Genomic DNA, 21162 nt, shown 5'->3' on the forward strand with positions numbered 1-21162 from the left:
TTGCGTGTAACGCGCAGCTCAGCACCGCATCACTCAGCCAGTGACGGTTTTTCCCACAGGTTGATTCCGCCTTCCACCGCAAAGCTGTCGATCTCGGCCAGTTCTTCCGGGCTGAACGCCAGGTTCTTCAGCGCGCCGACGTTTTCGACAATCTGCTCGGGACGGCTCGCACCGATCAGCGCTGACGTCACGCGCGGGTCACGCAGCGTCCAGGCCAGGGCCATTTGTGCCAGGCTCTGACCACGACGCTGGGCGATTTCGTTGAGCGCACGCACGTGGGCGATGTTCTGCTCGGACAGGTGCGAAGCCTGTAACGAGCCGCCGCCCGGACGATTGACCCGCGCATCCTTGGGCACGCCGTTCAGGTACTTGTCCGACAGCAGCCCCTGGGCCAGCGCGGTAAAGGCGATCACGCCCGCGCCCAGCTCTTCGGTAGCGTCGAGCAGGTCTTTCTCAACCCAACGGTTGAGCAGGTTGTAAGCCGGCTGGTGAATCAGCAACGGCACTTTCCACTCTTTGAGCAACGCCGCTATTTCGCGGGTCTTGGCCCCGGAATACGACGAGATGCCGATGTACAAAGCCTTGCCCTGCTGCACTGCCGTAGCCAGCGCGCTGGCGGTTTCTTCCAGCGGGGTGTCCGGGTCGAAGCGGTGCGAGTAAAAAATATCGACGTAATCCAGGCCCATGCGCTGCAGGCTCTGATCGAGGCTGGCGAGCACGTATTTGCGCGAACCACCGCCCTGCCCGTACGGCCCTGGCCACATATCCCAGCCAGCCTTGCTGGAGATGATCAGTTCATCGCGGTAGTGCTTGAAGTCTTCGCGCAGCAGGCGACCGAAGTTGATCTCGGCGCTGCCGTAGGGCGGGCCATAGTTGTTGGCCAGGTCGAAATGGTTGATGCCCAGATCGAACGCCGTGCGCAACATGGCGCGCTGAGTGTCGATCGGCGTGCTGTCACCGAAGTTGTGCCACAGGCCGAGCGACAGCGCCGGAAGCACCAGCCCGCTGCGGCCGGTACGGCGATAAGGCATGTCTTCGTAACGATTTTCGGCAGCAATGTAGGTCATTGAATCCTCTCTTGTCTGGGGGATATTCGAGGCGTCTTGATTGCGTTTGCGAACAGGCGACGCCTGTTCGCAACGCCGGAATCATGGCTTTTGCCAGACAACCTGCTGAATGTCGACCCGCTTGGGTATCAAGTGGTTGTCGTAAAACAGATCAGCGGTCGCCTGTTGCGCGCGTACGATCTCCGGCGTGATCGGCAGGCTGGGTGATACGGGCCGATGGTCAAGATACTGAGTCATGACCGCTTCGGACAAGCCCATGCTGCGCGCCAGTATCTGAATACTCTCGGCACGCTGCGAGCGCGACAGCCCATCGGCGACGGTCAGTTCGTCGAGAACCTGCTGCACAAACGCCGCATTTTTCTCGGCAAAAGCCCGGCGTGCGGTATAGAACGGCCCGGACAGTCCAAGCCCTTCGCCATTGGCCAGCAGGCGGCTATGGCCTTCGTTCAGGGCGATGGAGTAGTACGGATCCCAGATTGCCCAGGCATCGACACTGCCGTTTTCAAAGGCGGCGCGGGCATCGGCGGGGGTCAGGTAAATCGGCTGAATATCCTTGAACGTCAACCCTGCCTTGTTCAACAAGCGCAACACCACGTTATGCGAGCTGGAGCCTTTCTGAAGTGCCACTTTGCGGCCTTTCAGCTCTGCCACGCTGTGCAGCGGGCTTTCGTTGCGCACCAGGATGGTTTCCGCCTGTGGCTTGGCCGGTTCTGCGCCGATGTAGACCAGGTCTGCCCCGGCAACCTGAGCAAAGATCGGCGGAATGTCACCGGTAGAGGCAATGTCCAGGCTGCCGATATTCAGTGCTTCAAGCATCTGCGGCCCGGCCGGGAATTCGATCCATTTGATTTTTGTATCAGCAAAGCGCTTCTCCAGCAGGCCGTATTCCTTGGCCAGCACCAGCGTGATCGAGCCCTTCTGATAGCCGATGCGTAGCGCGTCAGGTTCGTCGGCAGAAGCTGTGTTGAGCAAGCCGCTGAAAGCCAGAATGGCGGCGATGAAGGTGAATGGTTTCATGGGTAATCCTTTCTCGGTCGACTCTCGTGCCAATGCTCTGCGTTGGCATGCATCCCGTGACGCTGCGCGTCACCTCTCTGCAGCCAGGCTCGGTATCTGGTACGGGAATTATCAAAATCCATAAGCAGGCCGCTGCAGCCCCAGGTTTTCGCGCAACGTTGTGCCTTCATATTCAGTACGAAACAGCCCGCGCCGCTGCAACTCCGGCACCAGCAACTGCGCGACATCTTCCAGACCACCCGGCAGATGCGGCACCAGCACATTGAAGCCATCCGCCGCGCCTTGCTCGAACCAGCGTTGCAGCTCATCAGCGATCTGCTCAGGCGTACCGATCAGGCTGTAATGCCCTCGCCCACCGGCAATCCGCCGTCCCAGTTGCGCCAGGGTCAGGTTTTCCTGATCGGCCAGTTCGGTGAGCAGTTTCTGCCGGCTGCGCTGGCCGCTGTCAGTTAGCGGCAGCTCTGGCAAAGGGCCGTCCAGCGGGTAGCCCGACAGGTCGAAATTGCCCAGCATACGGCCTAGCAGGGCGACACCCACCTGGGGCTCGACCAACTCCTGAAACGACTCGAATTTCGCTTTTGCCAACGCCTCGGTTTCGGCCACGACAATGAACACGCCGGGCATGACTTTCAGCGAATCTGCGTCACGTCCGTAGGCGCCAAGGCGGCCCTTGATGTCCGCATAAAACGCTTGGGCACTGGCCAGCGAGGTCTGTGCGGTGAACACCACTTCCGCGGTCTGCGCCGCCAGATCGCGGCCGACTTCAGAGGAACCCGCCTGCACGACCACGGGCTGCCCTTGCGGCGAACGCGCCACGTTCAGCGGGCCTTTGACACTGAAGTGCTCACCGTGATGATTGAGCACATGTAATTTGGCCGGGTCGTAATATTCACCGCTGGTCTTGTCGCGGGTAAACGCGTCATCTGCCCAGCTGTCCCACAGGCCGGTCACCACCTGATGAAACTCCCGTGCGCGGCTATAACGCTCGGCATGCCCCACATGCTCGGCGCGACCGAAGTTCTGCGCTTCGGCGGCGGCATCGGAGGTCACCAGATTCCAGCCCGCTCGCCCCCCGGACAAGTGATCCAGCGAGGCGAACTTGCGAGCAACGTGATACGGCTCGTTGTAGGTGGTGGTCGCCGTCGCGATCAGACCGATGTGATCGGTCACCGCGCTCAACGCCGAGAGCAGGGTCAGCGGCTCGAAATGATCAGAACGGGCCATGCGGCTGGCGATATCGCCGGTGGCGGCAGCCACACTGTCGGCCACGAACAACGTATCGAATTTCGCCGCTTCCGCGACCTTGGCCACGTGCCGGTAGTGCTTGAAATCCAGCCCTGCATCGGCAGGCACATCCGGGTGACGCCAGGCCGCAACATGGTGCCCGGTGGCCATCAGAAAAGCGCCGAGTTTCATCTGTCGAGCTGTCGTGCTCATTCTTCACTCCTTACTGTGTTACCGCGGGCCACGACTCAGAAATCCTTGCGTAGCTGTACGCCGAAATAACGCTCGTCATCACGCGGTACAGACCGGTAAACATAGCTGCCACCCGTGGCCAGCATCGGCGAATAGGACTTGTCTGCCAGGTTCTTGCCGAGCAGTGCCACGCGCCAGCCACTGTTGTAATCGGCCAGCGCAACGCTGGCGTTCCAGATGCCGTAAGCGCCCTGCTTGGTGTCCGGGTTCTGGCTGATGTCGTACTGCACTTCGCTCTGCCAGCTGTAATCGGTGCCCAGCTCGATATCCAGACCGTTGTCCAGCGGGATGGTGTAGTCGGCACGAACGTAGCTTTTCCAGTCCGGGCTATACGGCAGGGTTTTGCCATCGACGTTGCACGACGCCGCTGCACCGGCCGGGCAGGCAAAGCTGTCGATGCGCGCCTTGGTGTAGGACAGCGCGCCGGAGAATTTCAGGTTACGGGTGGCCTGCAAGGCGTAATCCAGCTCGACGCCTTCAGTGCTGACACTGCCTGCGTTGATCAGGCGCGTGACAACCTGCCCGGCAACGCTGTCGAAAAAGTTCGCCTGATAGTTGTCGTAATCGCTGTGGAACACCGCCAGGTTGGTGGTCAGGCGATTGTTCCAGGTGGTGGCCTTGACCCCGACTTCCCAGGTGTTCGAGGTCTCCGGTTTCAAGGCCTCGGTGTCACGCGGCTGCATGTTGAAGAACACGTTGTAGGCCGGGCCTTTATAGCCGCGCGAGTAGGTGATGTAGGTCATCACACTGTCGCTCAGGTCATATTGCAGACCCAGCCGTCCGGACTTGCCGTCCTCGTCCACCGAACCGGAACTGCTGGTCGCAGGCTGAATACCGCTGACGGTCGTAGCCGATGTCGATACGCGGCGATGATCGTATTCCAGATCGTCGTGGGTCCAGCGTGCCCCGGCAATCGCACGGACGTCCGGGGTGAAGTTGAACGTGGTTTCGCCGAATACCGAGTAGCTGTCAGTGGTAGTGCTGTAGTCGGCGATGCCGCGATCCTGAGTCGTCGGCGTTATCAGCGTGCGCTGATAGGTCTCGTCGCTCTTGCCGTGCATGTAAAACAGACCGCCCACGTATTCGACAAACTGGCCTTTCGGCGACGCCAGACGCAGCTCCTGAGAGTACTGGTTGAACTCCAGATCGCCTTTGTCTTCGGTGCCGGGAAAGGCAGCAGTGACGGTCCCGAGACGGTCGCCATCCTGATACTGGGTGTTATCCCAGCCCCGCCAGGCGGTAATGGAAGTCAGGGTGTAATCGCCCAGTTGCCAGTCGAGCTGGCCGGACAGGCCCTTGTTGACGTCCTCGACATGGCTGCGGTAATCACTGAGCACGTTGCGGTTGTCACTGTCGGCGCGTACCGGTGACAGCGCACTGGCGAACGCCGGGGTCAGCGCCTTGCTCACTACGCCATTGGGCGCGTCGTCATGGGACTGCATGTAGTCCGCGGCAAGGGTGAAGGTGATGTCGTCGTTGGGTGTGAATTCCAGCTTGCCGCGTGCGCCCTTGCGGTTGTAACCGTTGACTTCCTGACCGTTGAGCTTGTTATCGACGTTGCCGTCATAGCTGCCAAACAGCGTGGTAATCGAGCCCTTGAGGGTTTGCGGAATCAGACTGCCGCCGATGCCGAAACGGGTGCGGCTTTCGTTGCCGCTGTAGTACGACTGATCGATGTAACCGTGGGTCTCTTCGGTCGGTGCCTTGGTTGTGACGTTGAGCACGCCAGCCGAGGCGTTCTTGCCGAACAACGTGCCCTGCGGGCCGCGCAGCACTTCGATGCGCTCAAGGTCGAGCAGGTCCAGCGTGGCCTGGCCCGGACGTGCATACACCACGCCATCGATCACTGTCGCCACCGTCGGCTCGACACCCGGCGAGGTGGAAATGGTGCCGACACCGCGAATGAACAGCGAGGTGTCCTTGTTGGACGCACCGGTACGGAAATTCAGCGAAGGCACTTGCTGCACGATGCTGGCCACGCCGTTGCGATTGTCCCGCTCCAGTTGCTCGCCCTGAATCACCGAAACTGCGACCGGTACTTTTTGCAACGACTCTTCACGGCGTGTGGCCGTTACGGTGACGGACTCCAGCGCTACCGTTTCAGTGCTCTGCGTTGCTGCGTTATCTGCCATTGCCGGAACCCATGGCAACGCCGCAAGCCCCATCAACAGCCAGCCATAACGGCGCCCCCGCGCCACATGAGCCTGATCGATGGCTTGCGCCAGAAGTGTGTATTTGACGCCATCCCCATGTGTTGTGTGCATCTGCGTGCCTACCTGAAATATGCCCTGATCCGACAATGCGATACGCACTGGCGCCTGTTGATTGCTGGCTAAACCGGGGTCCGGGCATTCGCGGTGGCGAGTAGCAGACAAACCATCTTTGTTAGCGCTAACATCGCCAGTATCAGGAAATGGCGAATAGATCGTCCAATACTGAAAAATTAGTTTTATATTCTTTTTACTTTTATACGAAGTGATCGAGCATGGCCGACGAGAAACCCGCGACACGCAAACGCCGAGGCGCAGGCCGGGTGACGATCACGGCAGTGGCGCGTGAGGCCGGTGTCTCGGCCATTACCGTATCGCGCTATTTCAATCAGCCGGAGCAAGTCTCGCCTGAACTGCGTGAGCGAATTGCAGCCGTGGTCAATGCGCTGGGCTATGTGCCCAATCTGGTGGCAGGCGGCCTGGCGTCGGCGCGCAGCCGGGTAGTAGCGATGGTGATTCCCAACATCTCCGGGCCGATCTTCGCCAACACCATTCAGGGTTTCAGCGACACGCTGAGCCAGCACGGTTTCCAGTTGCTGCTGGCCTCCAGCTACTTTTCCGCGGAGCAGGAAGAAAGCGCAGTGCGGGCGTTTCTGGGCTGGTCTCCGGCTGCGCTGGTGCTGACCAGTCGCTTCCACAGCCCGGCTACCGAGAAAATGATCGAGCAGACCGATGTCCCGGTGATCGAAACCTGGGACCACCAGCCCGAACGCAGCCCGATCCAGATTGGCTTTTCTCATTATGAGGTCGGCGTCACGGCAGCCCGCTATTTGTACGGCAAAGGCTACCGCCGCATAGCGTTCGTGCAGAACAGCATCGCAGGCGACTTCAGCGCACTGGAGCGGCGTGACGGCTACGCTGCGACTCTGGAAGGGCTCGGTATCACGCCGTGGGTCTTCGTCCCGGACGCGGACCGAGCGCCATTCGAGGCAGGCAAACAGGCGATGGACACCCTGATGAACCAAGAGCCCCGCCCTGACGCGATCTTCTTCGCCAACGACAACCTGGCAGCCGGCGCCCTGCTCGCCAGCCAGCGCGCAGGCCTGAGTATTCCGCAGGATTGCGCCGTGATGGGTTTTGGCGACTACGCCTTCGCAGAAATGATGCTGCCCAGCCTGACCACCATCAAACCGCCCGCACTGCAGATCGGCGTAATGGCCGCCACGCGGGTGCTTGAAAGCCTCGGAGTGTTACCAGTAGAGGGAGAGATACAACGCCTGAACCTGCTGGAATGCAGATTGGTAGAGCGAGAGAGTACGTGAGCCTGCCGCACTCTCGAGCCTAAGCGGGAGCGTGAGGAACGATGACCCTGTAACCATCGTGCGACGCTACGCGTCGCATGCCGTTCTGGACGCTCTGCGTCCTCTCCTGAACATGAGGCGCGGCGCAGAGCGTGAGGGACGATAGTTGTAACCGCCCCCCACGCCCCGATCACCGCACCAGATGCAGGAACTGCATATGCCGCTCGTACTGATCGAGCACGTCGTTGATGACCTGTTCCTTGGTGTAGCCCACCAGGTCGTAGTCCTGACTGCCTTCGCTCAGGTGAACCTCGGCGCGGTAGTAGCGGCGGTTGTTCAACTGTTTGGAACCCATGCCGCCACGGGCGAACGAAGGGGTGAAGAAGCCTTTCATCTGCACCTGATAGATGAACGGACGCTCTTCGCCGTGACCGATTTCCAGAGTCACCGAGTCGTTGGACGGGTCAGGTACGTTGACCACGCTCAAGCCCTTCTCGACAAACACCGCCGTCACTTCATCAATGGCCGGACGCACGGTCTGGTCGAGGAAGCGATACACCTCGTCTCGCGACGGGTAATGCACAGCCTGGCTCAGGCGCTGACGCCAGCCGCCACGTCGTGAACCGGACACTGGCGCCAGCGAATACAGTTGCGCAATCTGGCGCTGGGATTCCATGACGAACGCTTTGTGCAGGCCCCACATCATCAGCAGCAGGATCAGCGAGAACGGCAACGACGTCAGCACCACCGCTGATTTAAGCGCATCGATACTGCCCGAGAACAGCAGGCCGCTGGTGATCAGTGCAGTCGCCACACCCCAGAACACCCGCAGCCATTTCGGACCGTCTTCGTCAGGGTTGCCGCCTTTGGCGGAAAGCGTCGACAGCACCACCGTGCCCGAATCGGCAGAGGTGACAAAGAACACAAAGCTGATAAATACCGTGACCGCAATGACGGTCTTGCTCCACGGATAGGTTTCCAGCAGCAGATACAGGGTCATCGATGGATCATCAATGGCCGACTGGCCCAGCGCAGTCATGCCGTGGTTGAGCACCTGATCGATGGCGCTGTTGCCGAAGATCGACATCCACGCCAGGGTGAAGCCCAGCGGAATCAACAGCACGCCGAAGACGAACTCGCGAATGGTCCGGCCACGGGAAATACGCGCAATGAACAGGCCCACGAATGGCGCCCAGGCAATCCACCAGGCCCAATAGAACACGGTCCAGCCGCCCAGCCAGTCACTCGGCTCGTTATAGGCGTAGACGTCGAAGCTCTTGCTCGGCAACGCACCCAGGTAGTCCCCGATGTTCTGCACCAGCGTGTTGAGCAAGTGCTGAGTCGGGCCGGCAAACAGCACGAACAGCAGCAGCGCACAGGCCAGCAGCATGTTGATGTCGGACATGACGCGCACGCCCTTGTCGACACCGGCTATCGCGACCAGAATCGCCGCGCCCATCATCAGGGTAATCAGACCGACCTGAATCCAGTGGGTATGCGCCACGCCAAACAGGTAATCCAGACCGGAATTCAGGTGCAGTACCCCGAAGCCCATGTCTGCGCCCAAGCCGAAGATGGTCGCAATGATGCCGAAGCCATCGACTGCATAGCCTATAGGGCCATTGATGCGCTTGCCGATCAGCGGGTACAGCGCCGAACGCAGGGCCAGCGGCAGGTTGTGGCGATAAGCGAAGTAGGCCAGCGCCATGCCGACAAAGGCGAACACGCCCCAGCCATGCAGGCCCCAGTGCAGAAACAGCAATTGCATGCCCTGACGCGCTGCCTCAGCCGTACCGCCTTCGCCCTGCGGCGGTTGCAGAAGGTGTGTCAGCGGTTCTGAAACGCAGAAGAAGAACAGCGTGATGCTGATCCCCGCGGCGAACAGCATGCCGGCCCATGACAGGTAACTGAACTCGGGTTCGTCGTGGTCGGCACCGAGCTTGATCTTGCCGAAGCCCGACAAGGCGGTGACCACCACGAAGACCAGATACAGGGTCATGACCATCATGTAGTACCAGCCGACCGTATTGGCCGCCCAGTTTTGCGCCGCCAGCAGCCATTCTCCGCTGGCTTGCGGGAAGGCAATGACAACGATGCCGAAAATCAGAATAAAGCTCGCAGCGAAGTAGAACACTGGAGCGTTCATGCGGACGTTGCCGCTTGAAGAAGTACTCGGAGAGCTCATCGGTTGCGTGCCTCCGGACTGATAAAACCAACTGCAAAAAGCGGATACGGCAAGGGTAAGCCTCCTGTTATGAGCGGGCAGCGAACCACCGGTTTAACTTGAACGAGCGTTCAATTTAAACATGAAAGTGCCCGTAAAGACTAATCGGGGGCCAGTGAATGCTCGCTCAGGCTTGGGTATGACGCATGCTTGAGCGGGATCGTTCCCATGCTAAAGAGGCCATTTGCAGCCCGCCAAATGCGCTGCCTGCAAACACCCCGCGGCAGTTCATTCCCGGCCCGAACGCGGCGCACACATTCCCCGCACCAATCTGTTACCTGCCGCCCCAAAACTGCGCAAAAAGTCATTCAGGTAACAACGTCCAGCCCTTTTCGGAGAAATGCCCCTTTGCTGATCAAAAGCACCAGGCCCGCATAAATAAAGCCCTGCAGATAGATTCAATGGGCAAAAAACAGCGACAGCACAAAGTTGGTCTTTTGATTGCATATGCTTGTATGTACAAGTAGAGACAGGCTGAACACTCTGTCTTCTACCCAACTGAATAGGCCTGCTTCGCCAGGCGCTGCTCGCCCTTCATCGGGCTGGTTCGAATTGATCGCCGAGGATTTTTTTGTGACCGAGAATAATCAAGACCTTAAGCAGGACTGGACCCGCCATCGCGAAGGCGTCGTACGGGCTGCACGCGGTACTCAACTGACCGCCAAGAGCTGGCTGACCGAAGCACCGCTGCGCATGTTGATGAACAACCTCGACCCGGAAGTCGCCGAAAACCCCAATGAACTGGTGGTTTACGGTGGCATCGGTCGTGCCGCACGCAACTGGGAGTGCTACGACAAGATCGTCGAAAGCCTCACTCAGCTCAACGATGATGAAACCCTGCTGGTGCAGTCCGGCAAGCCGGTCGGCGTGTTCAAGACCCACAGCAACGCCCCGCGCGTATTGATCGCCAACTCCAACCTGGTGCCGCACTGGGCCAGCTGGGAGCACTTCAACGAACTGGATGCCAAGGGCCTGGCCATGTATGGCCAGATGACCGCCGGCAGCTGGATCTACATCGGCAGCCAGGGCATCGTGCAAGGCACTTACGAAACCTTCGTCGAAGCCGGTCGCCAGCACTATGACGGCAACCTCAAGGGCCGCTGGGTGTTGACCGCAGGTTTGGGCGGCATGGGTGGCGCGCAGCCGCTGGCCGCGACATTGGCCGGGGCCTGCTCGCTGAACATCGAATGCCAGCAGAGCCGTATCGATTTCCGCATCAAGACCCGCTACGTCGACGAACAGGCCGCTGATCTCGATGACGCACTGGCGCGTATCGCGAAATACACGGCCGAAGGCAAAGCCATCTCCATCGCCCTGTGTGGCAACGCGGCGGACATCCTGCCGGAAATGGTCCGTCGCGGTGTGCGCCCGGACATGGTCACCGACCAGACCAGCGCCCACGACCCGCTCAATGGCTACCTGCCCAAAGGCTGGACCTGGGACGAGTACCGTGCCCGCTCGGTCAGCGAGCCGGCCAGTGTGGTCAAGGCGGCCAAGCAATCGATGGCCGAACACGTCGAAGCCATGCTCGCCTTCCAGCAAGCCGGCATTCCGACCTTCGACTATGGCAACAACATTCGCCAGATGGCCAAGGAAGTCGGCGTCACCAATGCCTTCGATTTCCCGGGTTTCGTGCCCGCCTACATCCGTCCGCTGTTCTGCCGTGGCATCGGGCCGTTCCGCTGGGCCGCGCTGTCGGGTGACCCAGAAGACATCTACAAGACCGACGCCAAGGTCAAGGAACTGATTCCGGACGACGATCACCTGCATAACTGGCTGGACATGGCCCGCGAGCGCATCAGCTTTCAGGGCTTGCCAGCGCGTATCTGCTGGGTCGGCCTGGGTCAGCGCGCCAAGCTAGGTTTAGCGTTCAACGAAATGGTCCGCAGCGGCGAGCTGTCGGCACCGGTGGTGATTGGTCGCGACCACCTGGACTCCGGTTCGGTCGCCAGCCCCAACCGCGAAACCGAATCCATGCGCGATGGCTCCGATGCCGTCTCCGACTGGCCACTGCTCAACGCCCTGCTCAACACCGCCAGCGGCGCGACCTGGGTTTCGCTGCACCACGGCGGCGGCGTGGGCATGGGCTTCTCGCAACATTCCGGGATGGTGATCGTCTGTGACGGCACGGACGAAGCCGCCGAGCGCATCGCCCGCGTCCTGCACAACGACCCGGCCACCGGTGTGATGCGCCATGCCGATGCCGGTTATGACATTGCCATCGACTGTGCCAAAGAGCAGGGCTTGAACCTGCCGATGATCGGGCGTTAAGGAGTCTGCGGTTATCAAACCGACAGACTCGGGGAACGGGCATGAACATGCCCACGGGCCGGATGCCTACTTGAAGCTGCCGCCATCCATTTCAAGCTTGGGAGCATCGATAATGAAAATGAAAAAGGCCCTGTTGACCACCTTGGTATCCGCAGGCTTGCTCGCCAGTGCAGGCGCAAGTCAGGCTGCCGGCTGGTGCGAATCAGGCAAACCGGTGAAGTTCGCCGGTCTGAACTGGGAAAGCGCGATGCTGCTGACCGACGTTCTGCAGGTCATTCTGGACAAGGGTTACGGCTGCGCCGTGGACGCCCTGCCCGGTAATTCTATCGCCATGGAAAACGCCCTGAGCACCAACGACATCCAGATTTTCGCCGAAGAATGGGTCGGCCGTAGCGAGGTCTGGAACAAGGCCGCCGCAGCCGGGAAAGTAGTCGGTGTCGGCGCACCCATCGTCGGCGCAGTCGAGGGCTGGTACGTGCCGCGTTACGTGATCGAAGGCGATGCCAAACGCAAGCTTGAAGCCAAGGCGCCGAACCTGAAATCCATCAGCGATCTGGCCCAGTATTCGGCGGTGTTCAAGGATCAGGAAGAACCCGGCAAAGGCCGCTTCTACAACTGCCCGGCTGGCTGGACCTGCGAGCTGGAAAACAGCGAAATGCTCAAGAGCTATGGCCTGGAAAGCAAATACACCAACTTCCGCCCGGGCACCGGCCCGGCGCTGGATGCGGCTATTCTCTCCAGCTACAAACGTGGCGAGCCGATCCTGACCTACTACTGGTCGCCGACTCCGCTCATGGGCCAGGTGGACCTGGTGCATCTGGAGGAGAAAGCCGGGGTCAACAAGACGATCGATATCAAGGTCGGCGTGTCCAAAGTGTTCCACGACGAGGCCCCTGAACTGGTCGCAGTCCTGGAAAAGGTCAACCTGCCTATCGATTTGCTCAACCAGAACCTGGGGCGCATGGCCAAGGAACGCATCGAATCGCCGAAGCTGGCGAAGATTTTCCTGAAAGAGCACCCCGAAGTCTGGCACAAATGGGTCAGCGAAGACGCCGCGAAAAAGGTGGACGCTTCGCTGTAAACGAAAGGGCAGTCGGACTGACAAGTCCGACTGCCCTGACGTTGACCCGACACACCTCATTTGAGAGCCGCTTATGTTTCCTGAAAGCTTCACTTTCTCGATCGCCAACTGGGTCAACGACGGGGTCGACTCGCTGGTGACTCAGTATGGCGATGTGTTCCGGCACATCTCCGACACCCTGCTATGGGCCATCGTCAACCTCGAAAGCCTGCTGCGCATGGCTCCGTGGTGGCTGATGCTGATGATCGTCGGCGGTATCGCCTGGCACGCGACGCGCAAAATCGTCACCACGGTGGTGATCGTCGGCCTGCTGTTTCTGGTCGGCGCGGTCGGGTTGTGGGACAAGCTGATGCAGACATTGGCGCTGATGCTGGTCGCCACGATCATTGCGGTACTGATCGGCATTCCGCTGGGCATTCTCTCCGCGCGCAGCAATCGCCTGCGCTCGGTGCTGATGCCGCTGCTGGACATCATGCAGACCATGCCCAGCTTCGTTTACCTGATTCCGGTGCTTATGCTGTTCGGCCTGGGCAAGGTCCCGGCCATCTTCGCCACGGTGATCTACGCCGCACCGCCATTGATTCGTCTGACCGACCTGGGCATTCGTCAGGTCGACGGTGAAGTGATGGAAGCCATCAACGCCTTCGGTGCCAACCGCTGGCAGCAGCTGTTTGGTGTGCAACTGCCACTGGCCATGCCGAGCATCATGGCCGGGATCAACCAGACCACCATGATGGCGCTGTCGATGGTGGTCATCGCTTCGATGATCGGCGCACGCGGGCTGGGCGAAGACGTGCTGGTGGGCATTCAGACGCTCAACGTCGGGCGAGGTCTGGAAGCGGGTCTGGCCATCGTCATTCTGGCGGTCGTCATCGACCGAATCACGCAGGCCTATGGCCGCCCACGGCATGAGGCGCACAAATGAGCAGCGTGGAACCGAACAAGATCGTCGTTAAAAACGTATTCAAGATTTTTGGCAACCGCTCAAAGGAAGCACTGGCGCTGATCAAACAGAACCAGAGCAAGGATCAGGTACTGGCGCAAACCGGCTGCGTGGTCGGGGTCAACGACCTGTCGCTGTCGATCGGCAGTGGCGAAATCTTCGTCATCATGGGCCTGTCCGGTTCCGGCAAATCGACGCTGGTACGCCACTTCAATCGCCTGATCGACCCTACCAGCGGCGAGATTCTGGTCGATGGTGAAGACATCCTGCGCTACGACATGGAAGCGCTGCGCCAATTCCGCCGGCACAAGATCAGCATGGTGTTCCAGAGCTTCGGCCTGCTGCCGCACAAGACCGTGCTGGCCAACGTCGCGTACGGCCTGAAAGTGCGCGGAGAGAGCAAGGCGCTGTGCCAGGAGCGCGCGCAGCACTGGGTCACGACCGTCGGCCTGAAGGGCTACGAAAACAAATACCCGCACCAGCTTTCCGGTGGCATGCGCCAGCGCGTCGGTCTGGCACGAGCACTGGCCGCGGACACCGACATCATCCTCATGGACGAAGCCTTCAGCGCCCTCGACCCGTTGATTCGCGCCGAAATGCAGGACCAGTTGCTGGAACTGCAAGCCAGCCTGCACAAGACCATCGTGTTCATTACCCACGACCTGGACGAAGCGGTACGCATCGGCAATCGCATCGCGATCCTCAAGGACGGCCGATTGATTCAGGTCGGTACACCGAAAGAAATCCTTCACTCGCCCGCCGACGATTACGTGGACCGTTTCGTTCAGCGCCGCGTGGCCACCCTTTAAGGACCGTTGCAGATGTCGCGAGCAGAACAGATCGTCATCGGTGAAGCCCCGCTGGGCTGGCAGGATGTAGTCGCTGTGGCCCGTCATGGCGCGCAACTGGTGCTGTCGGATGCCGCCTGGGCGCGGATCGATAACGCGCAGGCCATCGTGCAGCAGATCGTCGCCAGCGGCGAACGCGCCTATGGTGTGAACACCGGGCTTGGCGCGCTGTGCAACGTGTCGCTGCAAGGCGAACAGCTCAGTCGCCTGTCACGCAATACCCTGCTCAGCCATGCCTGCGGCGTGGGTGCGCCGCTGGCCGACGAGCAGACTCGCGCAATCATCTGCGCCGCAATCCTCAATTACAGCCAGGGCAAATCCGGCATTCACCGGCAAGTGGTCGAAGCGCTGCTGGCCTTGCTCAATCGGGGCATTACGCCACACGTGCCATCGCAGGGTTCGGTGGGTTACCTGACCCACATGGCGCACGTCGGCATCGCCTTGCTGGGCGTCGGTCAGGTCAGTTATCGCGGGCAAATCGTCCCGGCTGAGCAGGCCTTGAATGAAGAAGGTCTGGCTCCGGTAATTCTCGGTGCCAAAGACGGCTTGTGTCTGGTCAATGGCACGCCGTGCATGACCGGCCTGAGCTGCCTGGCCATCGCCGATGCCGAGCGCCTGAGCCAATGGGCCGACGTGATCGGCGCGATGACCTTCGAAGCACTGGGCGGTCAGCTGGACGCATTCGATGAAAGCATTCTTGCCCTCAAGCCGCATCCCGGTATGCAGCAGGTGGGCAAGAACCTGCGCAGTGTGTTGGCGGGCAGCGAAGTGCTTGCCAGCAGCCAGGGCATTCGTACTCAGGACGCGCTGAGCATCCGCTCGATTCCCCAAGTGCATGGCGCAACCCGTGACCAACTGGCTCATGCCATCCGCCAGATCGAGACCGAACTGAACTCGGTCACCGACAACCCCATGCTTCTCGGCACACCCGACGACTGGCGCGTGGTGTCCCAGGCCAACCCGCATGGCCAGTCGGTGGCGATGGCGGCAGACCTGCTGTGCATGGCGCTGGCAGAACTGGGCTCCATCGCCGAGCGACGCCTCGACCGCCTGATCAACCCGATGGTCAGCGGCCTGCCGGCGTTTCTGGTCAGTCAGCCGGGGGTCAATTCGGGGATGATGATCGTTCAGTACGTCGCCGCCTCGCTGTGCGCGGAAAATCGCCAGATGGCGCAACCGGCGGTGGTCGACAACTACGTCACCTCCGGCCTGCAGGAAGACCATCTGAGCCTGGGCACCAGTGCCGCACTGAAGCTGCACAAGGTGCTGGGTAACGTCACACAGATTCTCGCCATCGAGTATTTGCTGGCGGCCCAGGCATTCGAATTCCTCAAGGCGCAAGGGTTTGGCGTGGGTACGGCGGCTGCGTGGCGACTGCTGCGCGAGCGCATCCCGGCCTACGATGAAGACCGCTGGCTGGCCCCTGATATCGCCAGCAGCGCGGCCCTGCTCAAAGATGCAACATCGCTGGAAAGGGTTTTCCAGCACTGCCGCGATCATGCGGCAACCCTATAAAAAGCGGCTGACGGCCACACGCCGTTGCTGACATCAATCAAGGAGTAGCTGCATCGTGACCACCTTATCTGCCAAGACGCTGAACCTGATCCCCGGCCAACTGACCCTGGCGCAATTGCGCGCCATTCATCAGCAGCCGGTCAGCCTGACGCTGGACAGCAGCGCAGACCAGCAGATCGACGACAGCGTCGCCTGCGTCGAGCGCATTCTGGCCGAGAACCGCACCGCCTACGGCATCAACACCGGTTTCGGCTTGCTGGCCTCGACGCGAATCGCCAGCGAGGACCTGGAAAACCTGCAGCGTTCGCTGGTGCTGTCGCATGCAGCCGGTGTCGGTCAGCCGATCAGCGATGATCTGGTGCGCTTGATCATGGTGCTCAAGGTCAACAGCCTGAGCCGTGGCTTCTCGGGTATTCGTCGGGTGGTGATCGATGCGTTGATCGCGTTGATCAATGCCGAGGTCTATCCGCATATTCCGCTCAAGGGCTCGGTCGGTGCTTCGGGTGACTTGGCTCCTCTGGCGCACATGTCGCTGGTGCTGTTGGGCGAAGGCAAGGCGCGCTACAAAGGCGAATGGCTGAATGCCGTCGATGCATTGGCTGTCGCGGGGCTGCAACCGCTCACCCTCGCCGCCAAGGAAGGACTGGCGCTGCTCAACGGTACGCAAGTGTCCACCGCCTACGCGCTGCGCGGCCTGTTCGAGGGCGAGGACCTGTTCGCCGCGGCCCTGACCTGTGGCTCGCTGACCGTCGAAGCGGTGCTTGGCTCACGCTCGCCGTTCGACGCACGCATTCATGCAGCACGCGGTCAGCGCGGGCAGATCGATGCCGCTGCCTGCTACCGCGATTTGCTCGGCGAAAGCAGTGGCGTGTCCGAATCGCACCGCAACTGCGACAAGGTTCAGGACCCCTACTCGCTGCGCTGCCAGCCGCAGGTCATGGGCGCGTGTCTGACCCAGTTGAGGCAGGCTGCCGAAGTGCTGGAAATCGAAGCCAATGCGGTGTCCGACAACCCGCTGGTGTTCGCCGCCGAGAACGACGTCATATCCGGTGGCAATTTTCACGCCGAGCCGGTCGCCATGGCCGCAGACAATCTGGCACTGGCCATTGCCGAGATCGGCTCGCTCAGCGAACGGCGTATTTCGCTGATGATGGACAAGCACATGTCGCAACTGCCGCCCTTCCTGGTCGCCAACGGCGGGGTCAATTCCGGCTTCATGATCGCGCAGGTGACAGCCGCCGCGCTGGCCAGTGAAAACAAGGCGCTGGCTCATCCGCACAGCGTCGACAGCCTGCCGACATCAGCCAATCAGGAAGACCATGTGTCGATGGCCCCGGCCGCTGGCAAGCGGTTATGGGAAATGGCAGAAAACGTTCGCGGGATTCTTGCCGTAGAATGGTTGGCTGCCTGCCAGGGTCTGGACTTGCGTGAGGGTCTGAAAACCTCTCCGAAGCTGGAGCAAGCCCGCAGCCTGTTGCGCAGCAAGGTCCCGTTCTATGAAAAGGACCGTTTTTTTGCACCGGACATCGAAGCTGCCAGTCAGCTGTTGTCCTCCACTTGCCTGAACCCGCTGGTTCCTGCACGTCTGCTACCGAGTTTGTGATGTACCGCGAGCCTGGCAGGGCTCGCTTTGGTCATTGCTGCGGGAAGCCGGTTGCAGGCGTTTTCGCGGCTTTTGCCATACCTGTATGTAATGAAATGGACCTGAAATGACGTCACAAGATGGTTTGAAACGCGGGTTATCCGCCCGCCACATACGCTTCATGGCCCTGGGCTCTGCCATCGGCACAGGGTTGTTCTACGGCTCGGCCTCGGCGATTCAACAGGCCGGTCCGGCCGTATTGCTGGCGTACCTGATCGGCGGCGCGGCGGTGTACATGGTGATGCGCGCGCTGGGCGAAATGGCCGTTCACGACCCGGTTTCCGGCTCGTTCAGCCATTACGCCACGCGCTACATGGGCCCGCTGGCCGGTTTCGTGCTGGGCTGGACCTACGCGTTCGAAATGATCATTGTCTGCCTCGCCGACGTGACCGCATTCGGCATTTACATGGGCTTCTGGTTTCCAGAGGTGCCGCGCTGGATCTGGGTGCTGGGCATCGTGTTCCTGATCGGCGCGCTCAACCTGTGTAATGTGAAAGTCTTCGGCGAAACCGAATTCTGGCTGTCGATCCTCAAGGTCAGCGCCATCGTGGCCATGATCGTCGCCGGCTTCGGCATCATGATCTTCGGCATCGGCAGCTCGACCAGCGGCACCGAAATCGGCATCAGCAACCTGTGGGCGCACGGCGGCTTCATGCCCAACGGCGTCACTGGCCTGATCGCCTCGTTTGCGGTGGTGATGTTTGCCTTCGGCGGCATCGAAATCATCGGCATCACTGCAGGCGAAGCCAAAGACCCGCAACGCAGCCTGCCACAGGCGATCAACGCCGTACCGCTGCGCATTCTGCTGTTCTATGTGCTGACACTGTTTGTGCTGATGTGCATTTACCCGTGGCCGCAGATCGGCACCCAAGGCAGCCCGTTCGTGCAGATTTTCGACAATCTGGGCATTGCGTCAGCGGCAACAATCCTCAATATCGTGGTCATCTCTGCTGCGGTGTCGGCCATCAACAGCGACATCTTCGGCGCCGGGCGCATGATGTATGGCCTGGCCCGTGACGGTCAGGCACCCGCGAGCTTTGCCCGCGTGTCGCGGCATGGCGTGCCGTGGATGACCGTGCTGGTCATGGGCATCGCGTTGCTGGGCGGCGTGCTGCTCAACTACCTGATTCCCAAAGACGTGTTCCTGCTGATCGCTTCGCTGGCAACATTTGCCACGGTCTGGGTCTGGCTGATGATTCTGCTGACGCAGGTTGCAATGCGCCGTTCGATGAGCCGCGAAGAGACCGCACAACTGAAATTCGCGGTGCCGTTCTGGCCTTACGGGCCTGCCGCCGCCATCGTCTTCATGCTGTTCATCTTCGGCGTGCTGGGCTATTTCCCGGACAACCGTGCAGCCTTGATCGTCGGCGCAATCTGGATTGTGCTGCTGCTCATCGCCTACGGGGTGTGGGTCAAGCCGAAGGCGCTCAACAAACCCCACTGACCAAAGAGGCCCGAAATGAAAACGCTCTGGAAACACTGTCACATCGCAAGCATGGCGCACGGCAAATACTCGATCATCGAGGATGCCGCCATCGTGACCTCCGGAGCGCTCATCGAGTGGATCGGGCCTGAAACCGAGCTGGCCGAGCAGGAGCATGACAACTGCATCGATCTGGGCGGCGCATGGGTGACGCCCGGCCTGATCGACTGCCACACGCACACCGTGTTTGGCGGCAACCGCAGCGGTGAGTTCGAACAGCGTCTGCAGGGTGTGAGCTACGCCGAGATCGCCGCAGCAGGCGGCGGTATTGCAAGCACGGTGCGCGCTACTCGTGCGGCCAGTGAAGATGAGCTGTACGCCAGCGCCGAGCGGCGCTTGCGGCACTTGCTCAAGGACGGCGTGACTACCGTCGAGATGAAGTCAGGTTATGGGCTGGACCTGGAAAACGAGCGCAAGATCCTTCGGGTGATCCGCCGCCTGGGCAATACCCAACCGGTCACCGTACGCGCCACTTGCCTGGCCGCCCATGCGCTGCCACCGGAATACGCCGATCGCGCCGACGACTACATCAAGCACATCTGCAACGACATGCTGCCGGCACTGGCTGCCGAAGGGCTGGTGGATGCCGTGGACGCTTTCTGTGAATACTTGGCGTTTTCGCCCGCGCAGGTCGAGCAGGTATTCATCAGCGCAGGGCAACTGGCACTGCCGGTCAAACTGCATGCCGAGCAGTTGTCCTCATTGGGTGGCTCTAGCCTCGCGGCACGTTACAAGGCTCTGTCGGCGGACCATCTGGAGTTCATGACCGAGGACGACGCCATCGCCATGGCCGCTGCCGGGACTGTCGCGGTGCTACTGCCGGGGGCGTTTTACTTCCTCCGTGAAACGCAACTGCCGCCGATGGACGCGCTGCGCAAGCACGGCGTGCCGATTGCGATTTCCACAGACCTCAACCCTGGCACCTCGCCGGGCCTGTCATTGCGCCTGATGCTGAACATGGCCTGCACGCTGTTTCGCATGACGCCCGAAGAAGCACTGGCGGGGGTGACGTTCAATGCCGCCAGGGCGTTGGGCATGAGCGCGACCCACGGCTCGCTGGAGGTCGGCAAGGTGGCGGATTTCATCGCCTGGAACATTGAACGGCCGGCTGATCTGGCCTACTGGCTGGGCGGCGATCTGGACAAACGTATCGTGCGCCACGGCGTCGAATCATCGATCTGAAGGAGAGCCCTGTGGATAACGTTCTGACATTCAAACGTGGCCGCGTTCCGCTGCTGATCAGCATGCCGCATGCCGGTGTGAAACTGACCCCGGTGGTCGAAGCCGCGCTGGTGGACGAAGCCTTGAGCCTGCCGGACACCGACTGGCACATTCCGCGTTTGTATGACTTTGCCGCTGAATTGGGCGCCAGCACCCTGGCCGCCGAATACTCGCGTTTTGTCATCGATCTTAATCGGCCCTCCGACGACAAACCGATGTACGCTGGCGCGACTACTGGCCTGTTCCCGTCGATTCTGTTCGATGGCGTGCCGCTGTTCAAAGATGGTCAGACGCCGAGTGCCGAAGAGCGGGCGCTGTATCTGCAGCAGATCTGGACGCCCTATCACCAGACGCTGGAACAGGAGCTGCAGCGCATGCGTGACGAGTTCGGCTATGCGCTGCTGTTCGACGCCCACTCGATTCGCGGGCACATTCCGCATTTGTTCGACGGTCGCCTGCCGGACTTCAACCTCGGTACCTTCAATGGTGCAAGCTGCGACCCGCAGCTGGCCAGCCGAATGGAGCAGGTCTGCGCTGCGGCCAAGGACTACAGCCATGTGTTGAACGGGCGCTTTAAAGGCGGCCACATCACCCGCCACTATGGCGACCCGGCCAACAACATCCATGCGGTGCAACTGGAACTGGCGCAAAGCACCTACATGGACGAGTTCGTGCCCTTCCACTACCGCCCGGACCTGGCCGAGCCGACCCGCGCGGTGCTGAAACCGTTGCTGGAAACCTTCATCGCCTGGGGACAGGAGCGGTTCGGCTGACAACGTCGGACGCAGAGCGTCCAGAAAAGCGCTACCACGCGGAGCGTGGGAGCGATAGCCAATGCCTCTGTGGGAGTGAGCTTGCTCACG

General features: G+C 60.8%; 15 protein-coding genes. 10 read left to right on the plus strand and 5 right to left on the minus strand.

Annotated elements, in window-relative coordinates; all coding sequences use genetic code 11:
- Nucleotides 1-29: 29 nt before the first annotated feature.
- The 4 genes from mgrA to RYB09_RS25585 all read right to left on the minus strand — a co-directional run bounded on the left by mgrA (nucleotide 30) and on the right by RYB09_RS25585 (nucleotide 5872).
- A complete protein-coding gene (gene mgrA, locus RYB09_RS25570; RefSeq protein ID WP_004654952.1) occupies nucleotides 30-1067 on the minus strand; it encodes an L-glyceraldehyde 3-phosphate reductase in 1038 nt (345 codons plus the stop codon).
- 81 nt (nucleotides 1068-1148) lie between these two features.
- Nucleotides 1149-2084 carry a sulfonate ABC transporter substrate-binding protein gene (locus RYB09_RS25575; RefSeq protein WP_122258820.1) on the minus strand — a complete coding sequence of 312 codons (936 nt, stop codon included), beginning with the start codon at nucleotides 2082-2084 and terminating at the stop codon, nucleotides 1149-1151.
- 111 nt (nucleotides 2085-2195) lie between these two features.
- On the minus strand, nucleotides 2196-3521 hold the full coding sequence (locus tag RYB09_RS25580; RefSeq protein WP_122258819.1) for an LLM class flavin-dependent oxidoreductase: 1326 nt from the start codon (nucleotides 3519-3521) through the stop codon (nucleotides 2196-2198).
- Nucleotides 3522-3556: 35 nt separating this feature from the next.
- Nucleotides 3557-5872, minus strand: a complete 2316-nt coding sequence (locus tag RYB09_RS25585; RefSeq protein WP_316890782.1) for a TonB-dependent receptor — start codon at nucleotides 5870-5872, stop codon at nucleotides 3557-3559.
- A gap of 173 nt (nucleotides 5873-6045) precedes the next feature.
- On the opposite strand from RYB09_RS25585, the gene RYB09_RS25590 reads away from it, so the two are divergent.
- Nucleotides 6046-7092 (plus strand): LacI family DNA-binding transcriptional regulator, encoded by a 1047-nt coding sequence (locus tag RYB09_RS25590; RefSeq protein WP_316890761.1) that lies wholly within the window; start codon nucleotides 6046-6048, stop codon nucleotides 7090-7092.
- Nucleotides 7093-7261: 169 nt separating this feature from the next.
- On the opposite strand, the gene betT is transcribed toward RYB09_RS25590, so the two are convergent.
- On the minus strand, nucleotides 7262-9217 hold the full coding sequence (gene betT / locus RYB09_RS25595; protein ID WP_206743391.1) for a choline BCCT transporter BetT: 1956 nt from the start codon (nucleotides 9215-9217) through the stop codon (nucleotides 7262-7264).
- A gap of 651 nt (nucleotides 9218-9868) precedes the next feature.
- Here betT and hutU point away from each other — a divergent pair.
- The 9 genes from hutU (at nucleotide 9869) to hutG (ending at nucleotide 21072) form a co-directional block, all read left to right on the plus strand.
- Nucleotides 9869-11566, plus strand: coding sequence for a urocanate hydratase (hutU, locus tag RYB09_RS25600; protein ID WP_316890764.1), 1698 nt, complete (start codon nucleotides 9869-9871; stop codon nucleotides 11564-11566).
- 112 nt (nucleotides 11567-11678) lie between these two features.
- Nucleotides 11679-12647: an ABC transporter substrate-binding protein gene (locus tag RYB09_RS25605; RefSeq protein ID WP_316890766.1), complete on the plus strand. Its 969-nt coding sequence runs from the start codon at nucleotides 11679-11681 to the stop codon at nucleotides 12645-12647.
- 73 nt (nucleotides 12648-12720) lie between these two features.
- A complete protein-coding gene (locus RYB09_RS25610) occupies nucleotides 12721-13572 on the plus strand; it encodes an ABC transporter permease (protein ID WP_058401829.1) in 852 nt (283 codons plus the stop codon).
- Complete coding sequence (locus RYB09_RS25615) at nucleotides 13569-14399, plus strand: glycine betaine/L-proline ABC transporter ATP-binding protein (RefSeq protein ID WP_007247035.1); 831 nt, start codon at nucleotides 13569-13571, stop codon at nucleotides 14397-14399. Before RYB09_RS25610 ends, RYB09_RS25615 begins: the two co-directional genes overlap by 4 nt.
- Nucleotides 14400-14411: 12 nt before the next feature.
- The gene (gene hutH, locus RYB09_RS25620) at nucleotides 14412-15953 is read left to right on the plus strand and encodes a histidine ammonia-lyase (protein WP_316890770.1); all 1542 of its coding nucleotides are present in this window, start codon (nucleotides 14412-14414) and stop codon (nucleotides 15951-15953) included.
- Between the two features lie 55 nt (nucleotides 15954-16008).
- Complete coding sequence (gene hutH, locus RYB09_RS25625) at nucleotides 16009-17556, plus strand: histidine ammonia-lyase (protein WP_004654983.1); 1548 nt, start codon at nucleotides 16009-16011, stop codon at nucleotides 17554-17556.
- A 106-nt stretch (nucleotides 17557-17662) separates the two neighbouring features.
- Nucleotides 17663-19039: an amino acid permease gene (locus RYB09_RS25630; RefSeq protein WP_316890772.1), complete on the plus strand. Its 1377-nt coding sequence runs from the start codon at nucleotides 17663-17665 to the stop codon at nucleotides 19037-19039.
- 15 nt (nucleotides 19040-19054) lie between these two features.
- Nucleotides 19055-20260 (plus strand): imidazolonepropionase, encoded by a 1206-nt coding sequence (gene hutI / locus RYB09_RS25635; RefSeq protein ID WP_316890775.1) that lies wholly within the window; start codon nucleotides 19055-19057, stop codon nucleotides 20258-20260.
- Nucleotides 20261-20271: 11 nt separating this feature from the next.
- Entirely contained in the window at nucleotides 20272-21072 is an 801-nt protein-coding gene (hutG, locus tag RYB09_RS25640; protein ID WP_316890777.1) for an N-formylglutamate deformylase, read from the plus strand.
- The last annotated feature ends 90 nt before the right edge of the window (nucleotides 21073-21162 follow it).

The sequence above is a fragment of the Pseudomonas syringae group sp. J254-4 genome, assembly GCF_032586855.1.
Lineage (GTDB): Bacteria > Pseudomonadota > Gammaproteobacteria > Pseudomonadales > Pseudomonadaceae > Aquipseudomonas > Aquipseudomonas amygdali.

What these genes read in the sequence shown, in the direction of transcription:
- RYB09_RS25615 (WP_007247035.1), top strand. Translation starts at nt 13,569, where the DNA reads ATGAGCAGCGTGGAACCGAACAAGATCGTCGTTAAAAACGTATTCAAG.
- RYB09_RS25610 (WP_058401829.1), top strand. Translation starts at nt 12,721, where the DNA reads ATGTTTCCTGAAAGCTTCACTTTCTCGATCGCCAACTGGGTCAACGAC.
- RYB09_RS25630 (WP_316890772.1), top strand. Translation starts at nt 17,663, where the DNA reads ATGACGTCACAAGATGGTTTGAAACGCGGGTTATCCGCCCGCCACATA.
- RYB09_RS25605 (WP_316890766.1), top strand. Translation starts at nt 11,679, where the DNA reads ATGAAAATGAAAAAGGCCCTGTTGACCACCTTGGTATCCGCAGGCTTG.
- RYB09_RS25575 (WP_122258820.1), bottom strand. Translation starts at nt 2,084, where the DNA reads ATGAAACCATTCACCTTCATCGCCGCCATTCTGGCTTTCAGCGGCTTG.
- RYB09_RS25580 (WP_122258819.1), bottom strand. Translation starts at nt 3,521, where the DNA reads ATGAGCACGACAGCTCGACAGATGAAACTCGGCGCTTTTCTGATGGCC.
- hutH (WP_316890770.1), top strand. Translation starts at nt 14,412, where the DNA reads ATGTCGCGAGCAGAACAGATCGTCATCGGTGAAGCCCCGCTGGGCTGG.
- betT (WP_206743391.1), bottom strand. Translation starts at nt 9,217, where the DNA reads ATGAACGCTCCAGTGTTCTACTTCGCTGCGAGCTTTATTCTGATTTTC.
- RYB09_RS25590 (WP_316890761.1), top strand. Translation starts at nt 6,046, where the DNA reads ATGGCCGACGAGAAACCCGCGACACGCAAACGCCGAGGCGCAGGCCGG.
- hutI (WP_316890775.1), top strand. Translation starts at nt 19,055, where the DNA reads ATGAAAACGCTCTGGAAACACTGTCACATCGCAAGCATGGCGCACGGC.
- mgrA (WP_004654952.1), bottom strand. Translation starts at nt 1,067, where the DNA reads ATGACCTACATTGCTGCCGAAAATCGTTACGAAGACATGCCTTATCGC.